This is a genomic window from Gordonia hongkongensis (assembly GCF_023078355.1).
Classification (GTDB): domain Bacteria; phylum Actinomycetota; class Actinomycetes; order Mycobacteriales; family Mycobacteriaceae; genus Gordonia; species Gordonia hongkongensis.
Genome location: NZ_CP095552.1, coordinates 600,386 through 617,251 on the forward strand (window position 1 = coordinate 600,386; position 16,866 = coordinate 617,251).

General features: G+C 65.4%; 16 protein-coding genes and 2 pseudogenes. 14 read left to right on the forward strand and 4 right to left on the reverse strand.

From position 1 onward, the window contains the following. Positions 1-11: 11 nt before the first annotated feature. The 8 genes and pseudogenes from MVF96_RS02685 to MVF96_RS02715 all read left to right on the forward strand — a co-directional run bounded on the left by MVF96_RS02685 (position 12) and on the right by MVF96_RS02715 (position 6,846). Positions 12-1,391 carry a recombinase family protein gene (locus tag MVF96_RS02685; protein ID WP_247451106.1) on the forward strand — a complete coding sequence of 460 codons (1,380 nt, stop codon included), beginning with the start codon at positions 12-14 and terminating at the stop codon, positions 1,389-1,391. 731 nt (positions 1,392-2,122) lie between these two features. After that, a complete protein-coding gene (locus MVF96_RS02690; RefSeq protein WP_247451108.1) occupies positions 2,123-2,380 on the forward strand; it encodes a DUF6011 domain-containing protein in 258 nt (85 codons plus the stop codon). 358 nt (positions 2,381-2,738) lie between these two features. After that, positions 2,739-3,932: pseudogene (locus MVF96_RS02695) on the forward strand (DUF3631 domain-containing protein); the annotation flags it as partial. A gap of 95 nt (positions 3,933-4,027) precedes the next feature. Then, on the forward strand, positions 4,028-4,330 hold the full coding sequence (locus tag MVF96_RS02700) for a hypothetical protein (RefSeq protein WP_247451112.1): 303 nt from the start codon (positions 4,028-4,030) through the stop codon (positions 4,328-4,330). A gap of 154 nt (positions 4,331-4,484) precedes the next feature. Further along, positions 4,485-4,997: a hypothetical protein gene (locus tag MVF96_RS02705; RefSeq protein ID WP_247451114.1), complete on the forward strand. Its 513-nt coding sequence runs from the start codon at positions 4,485-4,487 to the stop codon at positions 4,995-4,997. A gap of 148 nt (positions 4,998-5,145) precedes the next feature. Then, entirely contained in the window at positions 5,146-5,991 is an 846-nt protein-coding gene (locus MVF96_RS02710) for a phage major capsid protein (RefSeq protein WP_247451116.1), read from the forward strand. A 236-nt stretch (positions 5,992-6,227) separates the two neighbouring features. Next, a complete protein-coding gene (locus MVF96_RS24620; protein WP_418930415.1) occupies positions 6,228-6,584 on the forward strand; it encodes an HNH endonuclease signature motif containing protein in 357 nt (118 codons plus the stop codon). Continuing rightward, positions 6,577-6,846, forward strand: coding sequence for a hypothetical protein (locus tag MVF96_RS02715; protein WP_247451118.1), 270 nt, complete (start codon positions 6,577-6,579; stop codon positions 6,844-6,846). Before MVF96_RS24620 ends, MVF96_RS02715 begins: the two co-directional genes overlap by 8 nt. A 677-nt stretch (positions 6,847-7,523) precedes the next feature. On the opposite strand, the gene MVF96_RS02720 is transcribed toward MVF96_RS02715, so the two are convergent. Further along, the gene (locus MVF96_RS02720; protein ID WP_247451119.1) at positions 7,524-8,066 is read right to left on the reverse strand and encodes a hypothetical protein; all 543 of its coding nucleotides are present in this window, start codon (positions 8,064-8,066) and stop codon (positions 7,524-7,526) included. Beyond that, complete coding sequence (locus MVF96_RS02725) at positions 8,063-8,326, reverse strand: hypothetical protein (RefSeq protein ID WP_247451121.1); 264 nt, start codon at positions 8,324-8,326, stop codon at positions 8,063-8,065. Before MVF96_RS02725 ends, MVF96_RS02720 begins: the two co-directional genes overlap by 4 nt. Positions 8,327-8,535: 209 nt before the next feature. Here MVF96_RS02725 and MVF96_RS02730 point away from each other — a divergent pair. From MVF96_RS02730 to MVF96_RS02740, 3 genes and pseudogenes are all read left to right on the forward strand, one after another. After that, a pseudogene (locus MVF96_RS02730) lies at positions 8,536-8,613 on the forward strand (DUF4244 domain-containing protein); the annotation flags it as partial. Continuing rightward, on the forward strand, positions 8,613-9,008 hold the full coding sequence (locus MVF96_RS02735; RefSeq protein WP_247451123.1) for a TadE family type IV pilus minor pilin: 396 nt from the start codon (positions 8,613-8,615) through the stop codon (positions 9,006-9,008). The pseudogene MVF96_RS02730 and the gene MVF96_RS02735, both read left to right, overlap by 1 nt. Continuing rightward, entirely contained in the window at positions 9,005-9,376 is a 372-nt protein-coding gene (locus tag MVF96_RS02740; RefSeq protein ID WP_247451125.1) for an Rv3654c family TadE-like protein, read from the forward strand. Before MVF96_RS02735 ends, MVF96_RS02740 begins: the two co-directional genes overlap by 4 nt. 16 nt (positions 9,377-9,392) lie before the next feature. Here the strand turns inward: MVF96_RS02740 and MVF96_RS02745 are convergent, their stop codons facing one another. Both MVF96_RS02745 and MVF96_RS02750 read right to left on the reverse strand, forming a co-directional pair. Continuing rightward, positions 9,393-9,944: a hypothetical protein gene (locus MVF96_RS02745; protein WP_065630533.1), complete on the reverse strand. Its 552-nt coding sequence runs from the start codon at positions 9,942-9,944 to the stop codon at positions 9,393-9,395. Continuing rightward, on the reverse strand, positions 9,937-12,264 hold the full coding sequence (locus tag MVF96_RS02750) for a DEAD/DEAH box helicase (protein ID WP_068970205.1): 2,328 nt from the start codon (positions 12,262-12,264) through the stop codon (positions 9,937-9,939). The genes MVF96_RS02745 and MVF96_RS02750 overlap by 8 nt, the downstream gene beginning before the upstream one ends. Before the next feature lie 337 nt (positions 12,265-12,601). Here MVF96_RS02750 and MVF96_RS02755 point away from each other — a divergent pair, with 337 nt between their 5' ends. From MVF96_RS02755 to topA, 3 genes are all read left to right on the forward strand, one after another. Then, entirely contained in the window at positions 12,602-12,805 is a 204-nt protein-coding gene (locus MVF96_RS02755; protein ID WP_004022110.1) for a cold-shock protein, read from the forward strand. Positions 12,806-12,978: 173 nt separating this feature from the next. Then, positions 12,979-13,563, forward strand: a complete 585-nt coding sequence (locus tag MVF96_RS02760; protein WP_247451127.1) for a hypothetical protein — start codon at positions 12,979-12,981, stop codon at positions 13,561-13,563. 185 nt (positions 13,564-13,748) lie between these two features. Beyond that, a complete protein-coding gene (topA, locus tag MVF96_RS02765) occupies positions 13,749-16,832 on the forward strand; it encodes a type I DNA topoisomerase (RefSeq protein WP_247451129.1) in 3,084 nt (1,027 codons plus the stop codon). Positions 16,833-16,866 lie beyond the last annotated feature (34 nt).

Here is a 16,866-nt window from a genome sequence, read left to right on the forward strand (position 1 = left end):
AGACTGTCATCATGCCGGAGCGAATCGCAGTCATCTACTGCCGCATCTCACAGGACCGAACCGGCCTACGAGCAGGCGTGGATCGACAACGAGCCGATTGCGAACGACTGGCAGAGTCCCTGGGCTGGACCGTGGGAGACGTGTTCGTCGACAACGACGTCTCAGCCTACGGGCGCCGACCCAGACCCGAGTACCAACGAATGTTGGACCTGCTTCGGGACGGGAGAGTGGGCGCCCTGATCGCCTGGCACACCGACAGGCTTTACCGATCCATCCCCGACCTGTCCGAGCTCGTTGAGATCTGCGACGACCGCGGCATCGAGATCCGCACCTGCAAGGCCGGCGAAGTGGATCTATCGACGCCCAGCGGTCGTCTCTCCGCCACAATGTTTGCGAGCATCGCCCGGTACGAGGTCGAACGCTCCGCTGAACGCCTCAGGTCCGCCAAAGACCAACAGGCCCGGGAAGGCAAATTCCGCGGCGGGCCACGGCCATTCGGCTATCAGGACGGTGGGCTACAGCTAGACGAGACAGAGGCGGCGAGACTCCGCGAAGCAGCCGACCATCTTCTGTCCGGTGGTTCACTGATGGCAGTAACGCGACGGTGGAACTCAGAGGGCTTCACCACCGCCCGCGGCTCGAAATGGACCGTGACGGCACTGCGGAAGGTTCTCACCCGCGGACGGAACGCCGGCCTGGTCGAGCAACAGGGGAGAGTCGTCGGCCCCGCTCTGTGGCCGGCAATCTTCGACGAGGACACCTTGCACGCGATTCGCGCCGTCGTCTCCGACCCGACGAGACGCACCGCAACCTCGTACGAGAAGAAGCACCAGGGCGCCGGGATCTATCGTTGCGGGAAGTGTGACGCACCGATGAAAACCATCAAGGCGCATGGTGGGGGCCGTGACTACCGTTGCGCTGAGCAACTGCACCTGTCCCAGAAACAAGACCCGCTCGACGAGTTCGTGAGCGCCCTCGTCGTCGGTCGACTTTCACGCCCTGACGCCGCCGTCATGTTCGCAGCGGAACCAGATTGCGACCCGGTTCAACTCGCTCGTACCCGCGAAGGCATACAGGCTCGCAAGGACGAACTCGCCGCGCTATTCGCGGCCGGGACCATCGACGGCTCGCAGCTGAAACGGGGCAGCGCGGATCTGCAGGTGAAGCTGGACGCGGTTGACGCCGAGTTGGCCGCTGCTCGACAACAATCCCCGGTTGCCGACCTTGCCCTCGCGCCCGACGTTGCGGAGCGATGGTCAGAACTGACGGCAGACGTGCGCGGCAAGATTATCGACGCGCTGATGAGAGTCACAGTGCTACCAGTAGGAGCCGGAGCGAAACGGCGTGATTTCCACGTCAGTGAGAGAGTCAGCGTGGAGTGGAAGAGATGAACCAGTCCTCGATCCGTGTGTTCTGCGATTCAGCCAGGCATTCGCCGCGGGTCGTGCCCGTGACCAATTTTGACAAGATCGACGGCACCTGGCACGAGCGCCCAACATCGCGAGCGGCGCAAACTGCGGGAACCGGCCAGACCTTGGTCGGAGATACTCTCCCGCAACCAGGTTGGGCGTTAGATCCAGCGATCGACAACAGAGATATTCGAGATCGATTCGACCTCAGATGTCGCAAATGCAAGGACCGACCGGTTCCAGCGCGCCGTGAGTCCTTGTTCGACGTACTTGATCGGTGGCTGGATTCTGGCGTGTCCGAACTCTCGCTTACTCAGATAGCTGCTAGTCTCGCAAGCAGAGGTGGTTAAGGTTGCCTCTCCCGAAGTTCGGCAGGGTTAACCGAACTGCATAAGTGCCTCAGCGGGCAGCGTTAATTCGCATGCCCTGGAGGCACTTTCTATGTCTTGGACCCAAGACCGTGCACGCGTTGCGGCTCTGTCCCGCACACGAACTCGTGACGATCCCGACCTGGTCTCGGCTCGTCAGACCCTCAAAGCCGAACGGCTCGCCGAGCATGTTGCGAAGGTGCTCGCTGAGGCTCCACCGCTCTCAGACGGACAACGCGAGCGCATCGCCGCGCTACTTAGGGTGAATCCTGGACGGCCTCAAGCGGGTCATGCAGACCTAGGGCTTGCGGACACCTCGCCCAGCGCAATCGGGGACGATGTCTGATGCCAGACAAGAAGGAACCCCCGGCGGTCACCGGGGGCTCTAGTGAAGCAGTCGGGTGGGTGCGCGACTTCCATCATCATAGCGAACCTCTGACGCCCGAAGAGCGGTACGAGGTAGCAGTCGTGTCGGCCGCCGCTGAACTTGGGTACCGGCCAGCCGTCCAATGCACACGGTGCGGCTCATGGCTCGTTGCCCCCAAATCCGTTGCGCTGCATCGTGGTCCTGTCTGCCGAGGGAAGGCGGGCGACGATGACTGACACAGCAGCATTCGAGCGCGTCATCGACGCATTCCGGGTCCAAGGTCTCACGGTCGACGAACGGGGAGACAAGGCGACCGCCCAAGCTCCGGGTCACTCGCCGGCCGACCGCTCCGTTTCCATCACCCGCGGCGACGACAAGGCACTCGTCCACTGTCACAGCGACGACACTGCCGACGTACTCGCTGCGGTCGGTCTCACCCTCAACGATCTGTACGACGACCGCCGAGGCATGGGCAAGGTTCCCGATTCGACACTTACCGCGGGACAGAAGCTGCTGCGAGACAAGCGTCGCGCCGAACAGCGAGCACGACGGTCCGAACTCGACCAGGCGCACGCCGACGAGTTCGCACGCGAACTGGCCGAAGCCGACCGCATCGCACGTGCGGAGAATCCTGACCGGCCGAGCGGTGGTGACCTTGTTCTCCAGAAGATCGAGAAGTTCCTGGCGCGGTTCGTGTGCTACCCGTCCGAGGCCGCTCGGGTAGCACACGTGTTGTGGATCGTTCACACGTGGATGATGCCGGCGTGGGAGTCGACACCTCGGATCGCTTTTCTGTCGCCTGAGCCGGGGTCGGGGAAGTCGCGTGCTCTCGAGGTCACCGAGCCCTTGGTGCCGCGGCCGGTTCACGCGGTCAACACAACCCCCGCGTACCTTTTCCGCAAGGTTGCCGACGAGGCCGGACCGCCGACCATCCTCTACGACGAAATCGACACCGTCTTCGGGCCGAGGGCCAAGGATAACGAGGACATAAGAGGCATGCTGAACGCCGGCCATCGCAAGGGCGCCACCGCTGGCCGCTGCGTCATCCGAGGAAAGAACGTCGAGACCGAAGAACTTGAGGCGTACTGCGCGGTCGCGCTCGCTGGTCTCGACGACCTTCCCGACACGATCATGACGAGGTCGGTTGTGGTTCGAATGCGCCGCCGCGCCCCCGGCGAACGGGTAGAACCGTGGCGGCTGCGCATCAACGGCCCCGAAGCCGCCGAGTTAGCCGCCGAGATCTACGGGTGGACAACAAGCGTCGCGGCGCAGGCTGGGGAGTTGTGGCCCGAGATGCCCGAGGGTGTCGAAGACCGTGACGCTGACGTGTGGGAGGCCCTACTTGAGGTCGCAGACCTTGCCGGCGGTGACTGGCCGGAGCGGGCTCGTGTCTCGGCTGTCACGCTAGTCACGGCTTCTAAGGACCGCACCCCGAGCTTGGGTGTGATGCTGCTGCGCGACATTCGGAGCATCTTCGGCAAGGAGACCAGGGTGTCCACGGAGAACATCCTGACCGCCTTGAACGATCTCGACGAGTCGCCGTGGGCAACGATTCGACGCGGTGACCCGATCGACGCACGAGGACTGTCGACTCGACTCGGCAAGTACGGGATCAAACCAGCGCAGTGGCGTGAAGGTGAAGATCGTCACCGCGGGTATCTCGCTTCTGATCTCGCCGACGCCTGGGAGCGGTATCTGCCCCCGGTAGGCACCCAGAAATCCGAGTCATCCGTGACAAGCGTGACACAGCGCCCGGTTGTCACTGCTGTCACGGGTGTCACGGATTTATCCGGTCCTATCCAGTGCCCGATCTGTCAATCACCGATGACCTTCGCCGACGACCTCGCTGTCGGCCATCACCTCACGTGCAGGGAGAACTGAGAATGGACCGCGAGACTCTCGACAAACTGAGCCGGAACTGTGAGCTGTACACGGGTCGGCCGTGGGACGGGACGATCGAGCACCTCGACGCCGCCCACGCCCGACAGACCGAGATGATCGAAATTCTGAACGCTCACGTCGCGTGGCTCAGTGCGACCAAAGAGCGGGTGGAACGGCGCGGGGAGCCCTGGAACACACGCACCTGCCGGGAGCAATCGCGCCGCGACGGCGACCTCGCCGCGCCCCCGCAATGGCTCGGCAACTACTCCGAGAACTGCACGCCGGAGTGGAAGCTCAACCGGTGACCACCGTTCGCTGCTGGCGCGGACCACGCTGGTACGCCGCCGCGGTCGTCCTCGACGCATCTGTTCCAGATGGAACACCTGCGGACCTGTCAAGGGAACCGGTATCCCTTGAAAAACTGAACAGACAGAAACCACATGCCCGAAAGGAAACACCATGTCCGACAACCTGACTGACAACAACGAAACCACCGATGCGACGGCGACCGGGGAAACTCCCCAGTCGGAGGACAGCACCACCGATTCGACGACACCGGACCAGAATCAGGACGGTGAAGTACAAGACGAGTACAACAGCGAAACCCCTGAGCCACAGAGCAAACGGGAAGCGCGGTACCGGGTGCAGCTCCGCGAGACCGAAGCCGAACGCGACACTCTCGCCGGCCGTATCGAGACGATGCAGCGCGCAGAGGTCGAACGCCTCGCGGCCGACGTAATCGGCAAGCCCACGGCGCTCTGGGCATCCGACACCACTCTCGCCGATCTTCTCGACGACGACGGCCAGGTCGACCCCGGTAAGGTGGCCGCCGCCGCCCATGCCGCCAAGGAGAAACTCGGACTCGAGATCGGGGAGGCAGCCCGGAAGAAGCGTGGACCCGTCGTACCGCGCGAGGGGACCGGCACCGGACACTCGTCACACAATGCTTGGAAGGACGCCTTCAACAAGTAGAGGTACACTGACAGCAGAACCGCGGTGAGACACCAGGTTCGACGACACACAGCCCACGCGGGCACCGGACGACGCGAGCCGCGCACCGAGAGAATCCACTCACTGGTGCGCGGCTCGCCGCGTTCCACACCCGTAAGGACTGACAAGCATGGCCATCCAAACCACCCACGACAGCGCCTCGGCCTGGTCTCCAGACATCACCGCCGTCGCACCCACCGACGCCGTACCCGACGCCCTGATCCTCAACACCTCGACTGTCGCCGGTGACATCGAGGGCGACGCACCACTCGTCCGCGTCCAGTACGTCGACGACGCCGACGCCTCTTTCACCGCCGAGGGCGAGTACATCACCGAGGAAGACCCCGGCCTGTCTGAGCGGGTTGTGCCCACCGGCAAGGTCACTCAGCTGATCAAGCTCAGCCGGGAACAGTGGGCTCAGCCCAACGCCAACGAACTCCTGTCCGCCAGCGTTGCCCGCGCCGTCACCAAGGCCGGCAACAAGGCGTACCTCGACCAGCCCGTACCGACTTCGCCCGCCGTTACACCACCTGCTGGTCTGCTCCACATTCCCGGCATCATCAACGGTGGCGCCGTCGATGAAGACCTGGATGGGCTGGTCGACCTCCTCGCGCTGCTCGCCACGAACGACAGCACACCGAGCCACATCGTGCTCAGCCCCACCGCGTGGGCATCGCTGCGGAAGTTCAAGACCGGCGCGGACTACAACACCAGCCTGCTCGGTACCGGCGCGACCGACGCCCAGAGGTTCCTGCTCGATTTGCCGGTGATCGTCACCCCGGCCGCACCCGTAGACACCGGCCTCGTCATCGACCAGACCGCCGTCGTCTCGGCCGTCGGACCCGTCATGGTCGCCACCAGCGAACACGCGTTCTTCGGCGCCGACAGCATCGCCGTCCGCTGCACCTGGCGCTTCGGAGCCAACGCGGTCAAGCCTGATCGGCTCGGCAAGTTCACCGTCACCGCACCCGAGTAAGGGCCGACACAGACCGCGCGACCGAGGGCGTCAACCCGTGACCCACATGAGAGCACGGCAAGACCACCCCACGACGAGGGCCAGTTCCGGCCCGAGGATGGCTCTGCGCCCCGGTCGCGCACCCACAACAACCCCAGGGGCAGGGTCCCCTCGACCACCACGAATCCGGCCCCTCTTGGCCATAGGTCTCCGTGTGTGTGACCCCCCCCACCCCCTCGGCTCTGAAAGGGTGTTTGATGCCGTTTGCGTCGACCACTGTCCGGAATCGGCGGCGTGCGGAGGTTCGTCGGCGTGATGGTGATGCGCCGTGTGCGTTGCAGATCACGGCGGACTGCCAGGCCGTTGATGGGCTGATCGAGTACGACGCACCGCCTCTTGATCCGCGGGCGTTTCAGGTGGATCACATCGTTTCGTCTGATGAGGCTCGCCGTATGGGGTGGTCGGAGGTCGAGGCCGACGTTCTGGACAACTGTGTCGGTGTGTGTCGGCAGTGCAACCGAGAGAAGTCGGCTGGCCGTGCTCCTACGGGGTCGCCTGTTCGTCCGACGTATGTCAATCCGCGATTTGATTGGGAGCCTGAGAGTTATGGCTGAGAAGTACACGACGCTGAGCGCGGCTATGGCCGCGGGCGACGAACTTGCTGAGGCTGAGATTCGGTATCGGCTGTTGGCTGAGACGTTTGAGCAGATGCCTCAGCTGCGCGGCAATATGAATGGTCAGTTGGAGCGGGTGAAGGCCGAGATCATCCGGTTGCGGGCGGCGAAGGCTACGGCGAAGAAGAGGCCGGCGGCGTCTACGGGTGATGACACGGTGGTCACGTTCGACTCGGCGCGGTTCCGCAAGTCGGGGGCGTAGCTGTCAGTCTCGCTCGCCAAGCTCACGGGCGTCTCATTTTCAGAATGGAATTTGACTCGTCGCCGGTCGCGATGGAACGTGCGCTGTCGATGCTGGGCAAGGGGTACTCGGGTTTGAGGACCCCTGTTGAACTGACACCCTTCGGGTGCCGGTGTCGTTGACCCCATCCCTTCGACCCACGACAACCATGCCCCTATCGCGTCCGGCCACGTCCAGTCGCCGCCTGACCCGAAGGGTAGGCGGTACCGCTGTGGCACCAGGCTCTCGTTTCGCGACGACGCGAGTGGTGGCGTACGTCCCCGGCGTACGACTGGGCTACGGGGAGCAGGCTGGTGGTTTCGGCGGGCTCTGCGGATAACGCCGGACACGCAGTCGGAGTGGTTGCGTGCGTCGTGCCCCTTGGCCGGGAGTCGAACCCGGCAACCATCGCCGTGAAGTACGTGGTGACCGTCAGGGCTGATTGGGTGTGAGTCAGACTCACCCCCCATGAGGGAAAGTGGGGAATTTCCCCACTTTCGAGGTGGAGTTCTCTGCACGGCCGTTACAGCCGTGGGCCTGCACTAGCGTTACGCCAGTCCAGGTCGGGCAACCACGGGCGTTACAGCAGTGGTTGACGCGGATGCCCTTGATCACAATGTGACTAACGGCAAGGGGGTCTGGATTTCAGGTCCGACCCTTCACTGGCGGTGGACTTTGCACCACGGTCCGTTGCGGCATGGCTTGCCCGAGCGGGTCATACGGCCACACTTCGCGCGCAACACCTTGATCGTGTACTTGGCGGGGAGTTTGCCGAGGCGTTCGTGGTCCGGGACTGGAAGGCCTTTGCAGGGTGCATTCTTGTCATCGCCATCAACGACGTAGAGCAGTTCGCCGCCCTCGGACCCGATGAGCGTGTGAATGAAGTAGCCGTCGACCATCTCGAATATGCGGTGGTCGTCAAGAAGCGTGTATCCCTCCCCATCGGCGTACTCGATGGGCAGACACTCGGGGCACGTCCGCCAATAGTTGGGGACGGCGAACACTCGATCACAGTGCTTGCACAAGCGGTTTAGGACGTGGGCAAGCTCGTCGCGGTAGCCCCGTTCGAAATCGTCGTCGTCTCGCAGCGTCATCGTCGCCAGCATCTGCTCTGCGACGCACCGTTTGTCATCACCCGACGCGCCCGCGCGTTCTGCGAGTTCCTCGCGGGCGGCACGCACCCCGGCGTTGTACGCGCTCACTGGTCTGACTCCAACCATGCGGCAACGGATGGAGTTGGTGACAGGATGTCACCGACCTCTTCGCCGGTCGCAACGGAGAGCGCCTGGATGACACGGCGAGCAAGTGCTTCGACGTCGTCGTGGCCGTAGTCGACGGCTTCCTCGAGCCGCCACACCGCCTCGCGGAGGTTGGCTGCGTAGTCGCACTCGGTGTCTTGTTCGTAGAGGCCCCAGGCGTGACGGATCAGGGTCTCGGCGGGGACGGTGGTCGGCGCGGTCATGCGTGCCACCCGAGCTCGATGCACACGGCCATCACGCCGAGCGGGACAAAGTAGAAGCTCAGGAGGAATGTCGCCACAGCGGCGACGAGGGATATGCTTGATACACGGTTCACGACGGAGTTCCGTTCCGTTTGTTCCGAGGCTCTGGAATCGGTGTTGGTAGCACCGGGCCGGAGCCGTTCCCGTTTAGGAACTGTCCAAGTCGTACATCCGTCGTCACCGGTGACAACATCGTGAGTGCCCTGACGGGCATCATCGGAAAGGCGCTCAACACCTCGGTCGGTTGATGAACCGCCGAAAGTGGCTGCGACGCCTGCTCGCCGACGAATCAGGCATGGTGACGGTCGAGGCCGCGTACGCGATCGCCGCGATCGTCGTGATGGTGCTCATCGCCGTGGGTGCGGTCGCCGCGGTGACCACCCAGATCCGCTGTACCGATGCGGCGCGCGAGGTGGCTCGCCTGTCCGCTGCGGGTGATGCTTCGGGGCGCGAGGTCGCGCAACGGCTCGTCGGAGATGATGCGCGGGTGTCGATCTCGGATGCGGACGATCGGGTCGTCGTGGTCGAGGTCCGATCGGGTGTGGCGATGCTGCCGGGTCTCACGGTGTCGGCTAGGGCAGTCGCGGCCAAGGAACCGACCGGTGTGGATCAGGTGGTGTTCGCGCCGGGGGTGGGGCCATGACGCGCCGTCGTGGGTTGATCGCCGACGACGGCGGTCACGCAACGGTGTTGGGCGCATTCGTGATCGCGGCGCTGGCTGCGGTTCTCGTCATGGTGATCTATGTCGGGGCAGCGGTGCTCGCCCGCCACCGCGCCCAGTCGGCGGCCGATCTGTCCGCTCTGGCCGCGGCGATCGATCATGCCGCGGGTGAGCCGAATCCGTGCGCGGCGGCACGAGGTCTGAGCCGCCGACAGGGCTCGGGGGCCGAGCTCGTGGAGTGCCGTACCGCCGGAGACGATGTGGTGGTGACGGTTCGGGTGCCGGTGGCACTCGGGAGCTTCGGGACGAGCGACGCCACCGCCCAGGCGCGCGCGGGACCGGTGGACTGACGTGCCGGAGGCGGCTCTACCCGAGACCGTCGGATTCGACGGAGATCCGCTTGGGGTACACCCGGATGGACTGCATGGGCGCGAACCACAATTGGTGGAAGTGCACGTCGGTGTCGCCTCGATAGGCGAGTTCGAGCGCATCGGTCCCGGTGTTCAGCGGAATCCACGATCGGGCGGCCCGGACGAACGACGACCAGTGGATGAGTTCCCCCTCGGTGAGGAAACCGCCTGCTGCTGCCCAGGTTTCACCGGAGTGGGCATCGGTGGACGCCAGATAGACCTCACCGAGGGAGGCGGTGACCCGCGGACCGACCATCGCCGTCTGCAGATACCACTGTGCCGTGGTCACGACATCGGTGAAACCTCCGGAACGGGCCGCGCACCAGGCGTAGTGGAGGTCCAGGGCGTCGAGCGCCTCGTCTTCGGAGAAGAACACGTCGCGCTCGCCGATGGACGACGGCAACTGGTCGGTGTTCTGCGTCGGGCGGGCGAGCAGGAAGAAGGCACGAGAGGGTCGGGTGACCTGACGATACGTGTGGGTCCCCCGGTCGGATGCCTCGTCATGCATGGGCCAAGTATTCCCGACGGAGAAGATCCAGGACGGCTACTGCGCCATTCTTGTCGAGCGGATCGTTACCGTTGCCGCATTTGGGACTCTGGACGCAGGATGGGCAACCGCTCTCACAACCGCAGCTGGCCACGGCGTCTCGGGTGGCGTCGATCCAGGTCAGGAACGCCGAATGCCCGCGTTCGGCGAAACCGGCACCGCCCATGTACCCGTCGTAGACGAAGACCGTCGGCAGACCGGTGTCCGGGTGGAGGTCGGTCGAGAGTCCACCGATGTCCCACCTGTCGCAGGTCGCAACCAGAGGGAGGAGGCCGATGGCCGCGTGTTCCGCGGCGTGCAACGAACCGGGCAACCGGGTCTCGTCGACACCGGCGTCGGCGAGTGCCTCCGGTGTGAGGGTGTACATCACGGCGCGGGTGCTCAGGGTCTGCTCGGGCATGTCGAGCTCGACGGCGTCGAGCACCTCTCCGGTGCGCAACGTGCGCAGGTAACCGACGACCTGATGGGTGACGTCGACCTCCACGAATGCGACCGTCAGCGGGCCGAATCGCCGGCTCGCGAGCGTCGCGGTGATGCTGATGTCCGTCGTCTCCCGCGCCGACGTCGTCCAGTCCGGGTCCTCCGGATGCGCCAGCGCGAGACCGTCGTCGAGATCGAGCTCGTCGACGAGATAGGTCTCGCCCTGGTGAATGTGGACGGCGCCGGGGTGCACCGTCGACATGGCCCGGCCGGTGTCGACGGTACCGAGCAGCTGCGACGTCGTGGTGTCGACGATCAGGACCTGCCCGCCGATGCCGCCGCGGATGTCGACGTCGGCGTGGGGTTCGGTTCCGGCCGTGACGTACCAGCCGGACTTACGTTTGCGCAGCAGGCCGTCGGCGGCCAGGTCCTGCGCCACGTCGCGGGCGTTCCAGGCGTCGATCTCGCTGTCCGACAGCGGTTTCTCCATGGCGGCGCACAGCAGGTGCGGACCGAGGATGTACGGGTTGGCGGGGTCGGTGACCGTGGCCTCGACGGGTTTGCCGAGGAGTGACTCCGGATGATGCACGAGGTAGGTGTCGAGCGGGTCGTCGCGGGCGACGAGCACGACGAGTGAGTCGCCGGACTCGCGCTGGCGTCCCGCGCGCCCGGCCTGCTGCCAGAACGAGGCGACCGTTCCGGGGTACCCGCTGACGATCACGGCGTCGAGTCCGCTGATGTCCACGCCGAGTTCGAGCGCATTGGTGGTGGCCACGCCCAGCAGTTCGCCGTCGGAGATGGCCTTCTCCAGACGTCGCCGATCGTCGGCCAGGTATCCCGCCCGGTACGCGCCGATCCGGGACTCGAGCTCGGGGGCGCTCTGTGACAACAGGTGTCGTGCGCTGAGTGCGGTCAGTTCGACGCCCCGCCGGCTCCGGGCGAAACACAGTGTACGAGCACCTTCCACCACGAAATCGGCCAGCAGTCGGGCGGATTCAGCGCCGGCCGAGCGTCGGACGGGTGCACCGTTCTCGCCGGTGACCACCGGCAGGAAATCGGGCTCCCAGAGGGCGACGGTCCGCTCCCCGCGGGGAGATGCGTCCTCGGTCACCGCGACGGCCGGTTCACCGATCAACCGGCCCAGCGCCTCGGCCGGTTCGGCGACCGTCGCACTCGCGCCGATGACGACCGGATCGGCACCGGCGGCCCGCGCGATCCGCAGCAGACGCCGCATCACCAGGGCGGTGTGAGACCCGAACACGCCTCGGTAGTGGTGACATTCGTCGACGACGATGAACCGCAGATGCCGGAAGAACTGACGCCATCGGTGGTGATGGGACAGGATGCCGATGTGCAGCATGTCGGGGTTGGTGAAGATCCAGCGCGAATGGGCGCGCGCCCACTGCCGGATCTCGGGGTCGGTGTCGCCGTCGTATGCGCACGGCTGGAGGTGCCCGAACTCCGGTCGCCCGGCGATGATCGAGGACACCGCCCGGATCTGGTCGGCCCCGAGAGCTTTTGTCGGCGCGAGGTATAACGCGGTCGCATTCTTTTCGTTCAGAAAAGAAGTGAGAATGGGCATTTGATACGACATCGATTTGCCCGATGCGGTCCCGGTGCAAATAGCCACATGATTGCCGCGGAATGCGGCGTCGGCCGCGCGCGCCTGGTGAGTCCACACCTTCTCGATGCCGTTGTCGGCGTAGGCGTCGATCAGGGGCTGCGGCACCCACTCCGGCCAGGCGTCGAAAGATGGTGAGCGCGATGGGATTACCGAGAGGTGGGTGAGCGGGGAGGGGTCGGCGTCGGACCCCGCGAGGGTGCGGGCCAACAGGCCTGTCCCGAATGTGGAGTACTGCATCTTCTGGTGAGAACTCTTCGAAATAGTGTTGCAGCGACGGGTCTCCGACCTGCGTCGATGTTACCGGCTGGTGTCGTTGGTCTGAAGTTTGACGAGGTTTTGACTCACTTTGGTTCGTGTGACTATCGCTGGGGGGCCGAACATGATTGACTGGTTCCGGCCGCAGCTTTCGCGACCCACCGCCCGGTGGGCGACAAGCATGTTGCAGCCGTGGTACTGAGGTTAGTTTGGCGGATCGATGCAGATCTTCGCGGGGCTCTTTGAGGTATGGCGGTCGACCGGCCACGACACGATGACCCATCGTGTCGCGACAGTTGATATGTAAAGGATTGCAAGAATGGCACAGGGAACTGTGAAGTGGTTCAACGCGGAAAAGGGCTTCGGCTTCATCGCGCCTGATGAGGGTTCCGACGACGTGTTCGTCCACTATTCCGAGATCCAGGGATCCGGTTTCCGCACCCTCGAGGAGAACCAGCGGGTCGAGTTCGAGGTCGGTCAGGGCACCAAGGGGCCGCAGGCCACCGGCGTCCGCGCTGTCTGAGAAGACCCGCGTGTGACTGCACCAAGCAGTCGGGGCAAACCACCGCTCCCGTTTCGATTCGTCGAGGCGGGAGCGGTTTGTTGTCTGGCTCCCGTTCCGCAGCGCTCCGCGCGTCGCGAACGCGCCACCTGAACCGCCCACCTATTTCCGAGACACAGCACTAGTCTCGAATCGTGGGCCAGTTGTCGTTTTTCTCCGCGGAGACCGAACAGCCCGCGTACGCCGACCTCGCGGGGCTGCTCGCGGCGCACGGACAGGCCGTCCGCTCCGAAACCGGTACGCGGGTCTCGATCGTGGTCGCCGACCGCTGGCGGGCAGAGCAGATCGTCGTCGAGATACGTGCGGCCGGCCTCGAAGCCGAGTCGACGGTCTCGGACGAGGGCACCCCGCTGGCCCGGACCGCGCCCTGCCATGAACTCGATCCCCTGCACGCGGCCTGGTCCGCGGGAGCGGTCAAGGCGATGCCCCCCGGTTGGGTTCCGAGTTACCGGGCCCTGCGCCTGTGGGTGATCGCCGCCGGTCACTCGGATGCCGGCCGCTACCAGCTCGGATTGGATCCCCACGCTCCGGAGTCGCACGCGGCACTCGCCACGGCGCTGATGCGTGTCGGCATCGCACCCACCCTCGTCGGTACGCGCGGGCATTCCCCGGCCCTGCGGATCGCCGGCCACCGGCGCCTGTCCCGGTTGCACGAGTACGTCGGTGTGCCGCCCTGTGCCGAGGCCGTCGCCGACTGGCCTCCGGTCGACGAGCATTAGTCATCCCGCATTCGAGCCGTTGAGCTGCTACAACGGGTCGGAACGGTGTCGGATCGGTCACCTCGCCGGGTCCGAGACGGAATTCAGATGTGCAAACGGCGCTATACATAAGGTACAAACCCATCGAACACACCTGAACTGACACGCAGGAACGTTCTCCACCCAGTCAACCGAAGGACGCCCCGGTGGCAGAGACCAGCACCGCATCCCGCTCGAACAGGGGTATTCGACGCCTCGTGATCGTCGAGTCCCCGACCAAGGCCCGCAAGATCGCCGGGTACCTGGGGGCGAACTATGTGGTGGAGTCCTCCCGAGGGCACATCCGCGACCTCCCGCGCGGCGCCGCCGACGTGCCGGCCAAGTACAAGGGGCAGTCCTGGGCACGTCTCGGTGTGAACGTCGACGAGAACTTCGAGCCGCTGTACGTGGTGTCGCCCGACAAGAAGTCGACCGTCAGCGAACTCAAATCGCTGATGAAGGACGTCGACGAGCTCTACCTCGCCACCGACGGTGACCGCGAGGGGGAGGCGATCGCCTGGCATCTCCTCGAGACCCTCAAGCCGAAGATCCCCGTCAAGCGCATGGTGTTCCACGAGATCACCGAGCCGGCCATCCGGGCCGCTGCCGAGAACCCGCGTGACCTCGACATCGACCTCGTCGACGCGCAGGAGACCCGACGCATCCTCGACCGCCTCTACGGCTACGAGGTGTCGCCGGTGCTGTGGAAGAAGGTCATGCCGAAGCTGTCGGCGGGCCGCGTGCAGTCGGTGGCGACGCGCATCATCGTCGAGCGGGAGCGCGAGCGCATGGCGTTCGTGTCGGCCGAGTACTGGGACATCTCCGCGACGATGGACGCGAGCGCGGAGAGTGCGGACAGCTCCAATCCGCAGACCTTCAAGGCGCGGCTGGTCAACGTCGACGAAGCCCGGGTCGCCACGGGACGCGACTTCGAGTCGACGGGTGTCCTGAAGAGGTCCGACGGCGTCATCGTGCTCGACGCCGACCGCGCCGAGAGTCTGGCCACCGGCCTGCGAGGTGCGGGGATGACCGTCACCTCGGTCGAGGAGAAGCCCTACACGCGCCGTCCGTACGCGCCGTTCATGACCTCGACGCTGCAGCAGGAGGCCGGCCGCAAGTTGCGGTTCACCTCCGACCGCACGATGCGGATCGCGCAGCGGTTGTACGAGAACGGCTTCATCACCTACATGCGTACCGACTCGACGAGCCTCAGCGAGTCGGCGATCAACGCCGCCCGCGCCCAGGCCCGCGAGCTCTACGGCGACAACTTCGTCCACCCGACGCCGCGCCAGTACACCCGCAAGGTCAAGAACGCCCAGGAAGCACACGAGGCGATCCGACCCGCCGGTGAGACCTTCCGGACTCCCGGCCAGGTCGCCGGACAACTCGAGGCCGATGAGTTCCGCCTGTACGAACTGATCTGGCAACGGACGGTCGCGTCGCAGATGGCCGACGCCAAGGGCACCACGCTGAGCCTGCGTATCGCCGGTACCGCCTCTTCCGGAGAGCGCTGCACCTTCGCCGCGTCAGGTCGCACGATCACCTTCCCGGGCTTCCTGTCGGCCTACGTGGAGACGGTCGACGAGCTCAGCGGCGGCCAGGCCGACGACGCCGAGAACCGGTTGCCGCAGCTCACCGAGGGGCAGTCGCTGACGGCCACCGACCTGACCGCAGACGGTCACTCCACCAACCCGCCCGCGCGCTTCACCGAGGCTTCGCTGGTGAAGGTGCTCGAGGAACTCGGGATCGGCCGACCGTCGACGTATGCGTCGATCATCGGCACCATCCAGGACCGCGGGTACGTGGTCAAGAAGGGCAACGCCCTGGTGCCGTCGTGGATCGCATTCGCGGTCGTCGGTCTGCTGGAGGCGTACTTCCAGAGCCTCGTCGACTACGACTTCACCGCGACCCTCGAAGACGACCTCGATCAGATCGCGACGGGCAACGAGAACCGCACGAAGTGGTTGTCGGAGTTCTACTTCGGCGACGACCATTCCGGTGCCGACGGTGAAACCCGTTCCGCCCATTCGGCAATCGCGCAATACGGTGGTCTGAAGAAGCTCGTCGGTGTCAATCTCGAGGAGATCGACGCACGGCAGGTCAACTCCATTCGTCTGTTCAACGACGAAGAGGGCCGCCCGATCTATGTGCGGGTCGGCCGTTACGGGCCGTATCTCGAGCGCAATGTCGCCGCGGACGGTGCGGACGAGGATCTGCAGCGCGCCAACCTGCCCGCCGACATCACCCCGGACGAGTTGACCCTCGCGGTCGCCGAAAAGCTCTTCGCGACACCGCAAGAGGGGCGTTCGCTCGGTACGGACCCCGCCACCGGTCACGAGATCGTCGCCAAGGAAGGACGTTTCGGTCCGTACGTGACCGAGGTCCTGCCGTCGGACGACGATGACGACGACGGGGACACGCCCGCAACCATTCCCGCGGGCCCGACGCCGCGTGACGGCGGGTCGGGCGGCGGCACCGGAGGTTCGGACACCGCCGACGGCGACGTCGTCCCGCTCGACTCGCCCGGCGGGGGCACGGCCACCAAGACGAAGCCGGCGGCGAAGAAGACCGCGAAGAAGGCGGCGAAGAAGGCCGGTCCCAAGCCGCGCACGGGCTCGCTGTTCAAGACGATGGACATCTCCACGGTCACCCTCGAGGACGCGCTGAAGCTGCTGTCGCTGCCGCGTGTCGTCGGCGTCGACCCGGAGTCGGGCGACGAGATCACCGCGCAGAACGGCCGGTACGGCCCGTATCTCAAGAAGGGCTCGGACTCGCGGTCCCTCGGCACCGAGGAGCAGCTCTTCGAGATCACCCTCGACGAGGCGCTGAAGATCTACTCGGAGCCCAAGCGTCGCGGTCGTCAGGCCGCCGCGCCGCCGCTGCGTGAGCTCGGCAAGGACGACGAGGTCAGCGGCAAGCCGATGGTCATCAAGGACGGTCGGTTCGGACCGTACGTGACCGACGGCGAGACCAACGCCAGCCTGCGCAAGGGCGACGAGGTCGCGTCGATCACGCCGGAGCGCGCGATGGAGTTGCTCGCCGATCGTCGGGCTCGGGGCCCGGCCAAGAAGGCTGCCAAGAAGACCACGAAGAAGGCGGCGGCCAAGAAGGCCCCCGCCAAGAAGGCCGCGGCCAAGAAGACGGCGGCGAAGAAGACCGCGGCCAAGAAGACGACGGCGAAGAAGACCGCAGCCAAGAAGTCGACCGCCAAGAAGACGGCGGCCAAGAAGGCGACGCCGGACGCCGAGTAAGAGCGCCCGATAATCGCTGGGGACAAGCGACGGC

What these genes read in the sequence shown, in the direction of transcription:
- MVF96_RS02685 (WP_247451106.1), top strand. Translation starts at nt 12, where the DNA reads ATGCCGGAGCGAATCGCAGTCATCTACTGCCGCATCTCACAGGACCGA.
- MVF96_RS02690 (WP_247451108.1), top strand. Translation starts at nt 2,123, where the DNA reads ATGCCAGACAAGAAGGAACCCCCGGCGGTCACCGGGGGCTCTAGTGAA.
- MVF96_RS02700 (WP_247451112.1), top strand. Translation starts at nt 4,028, where the DNA reads ATGGACCGCGAGACTCTCGACAAACTGAGCCGGAACTGTGAGCTGTAC.
- MVF96_RS02705 (WP_247451114.1), top strand. Translation starts at nt 4,485, where the DNA reads ATGTCCGACAACCTGACTGACAACAACGAAACCACCGATGCGACGGCG.
- MVF96_RS02710 (WP_247451116.1), top strand. Translation starts at nt 5,146, where the DNA reads ATGGCCATCCAAACCACCCACGACAGCGCCTCGGCCTGGTCTCCAGAC.
- MVF96_RS24620 (WP_418930415.1), top strand. Translation starts at nt 6,228, where the DNA reads ATGCCGTTTGCGTCGACCACTGTCCGGAATCGGCGGCGTGCGGAGGTT.
- MVF96_RS02715 (WP_247451118.1), top strand. Translation starts at nt 6,577, where the DNA reads ATGGCTGAGAAGTACACGACGCTGAGCGCGGCTATGGCCGCGGGCGAC.
- MVF96_RS02725 (WP_247451121.1), bottom strand. Translation starts at nt 8,326, where the DNA reads ATGACCGCGCCGACCACCGTCCCCGCCGAGACCCTGATCCGTCACGCC.
- MVF96_RS02735 (WP_247451123.1), top strand. Translation starts at nt 8,613, where the DNA reads ATGAACCGCCGAAAGTGGCTGCGACGCCTGCTCGCCGACGAATCAGGC.
- MVF96_RS02740 (WP_247451125.1), top strand. Translation starts at nt 9,005, where the DNA reads ATGACGCGCCGTCGTGGGTTGATCGCCGACGACGGCGGTCACGCAACG.
- MVF96_RS02745 (WP_065630533.1), bottom strand. Translation starts at nt 9,944, where the DNA reads ATGCATGACGAGGCATCCGACCGGGGGACCCACACGTATCGTCAGGTC.
- MVF96_RS02750 (WP_068970205.1), bottom strand. Translation starts at nt 12,264, where the DNA reads ATGCAGTACTCCACATTCGGGACAGGCCTGTTGGCCCGCACCCTCGCG.
- MVF96_RS02755 (WP_004022110.1), top strand. Translation starts at nt 12,602, where the DNA reads ATGGCACAGGGAACTGTGAAGTGGTTCAACGCGGAAAAGGGCTTCGGC.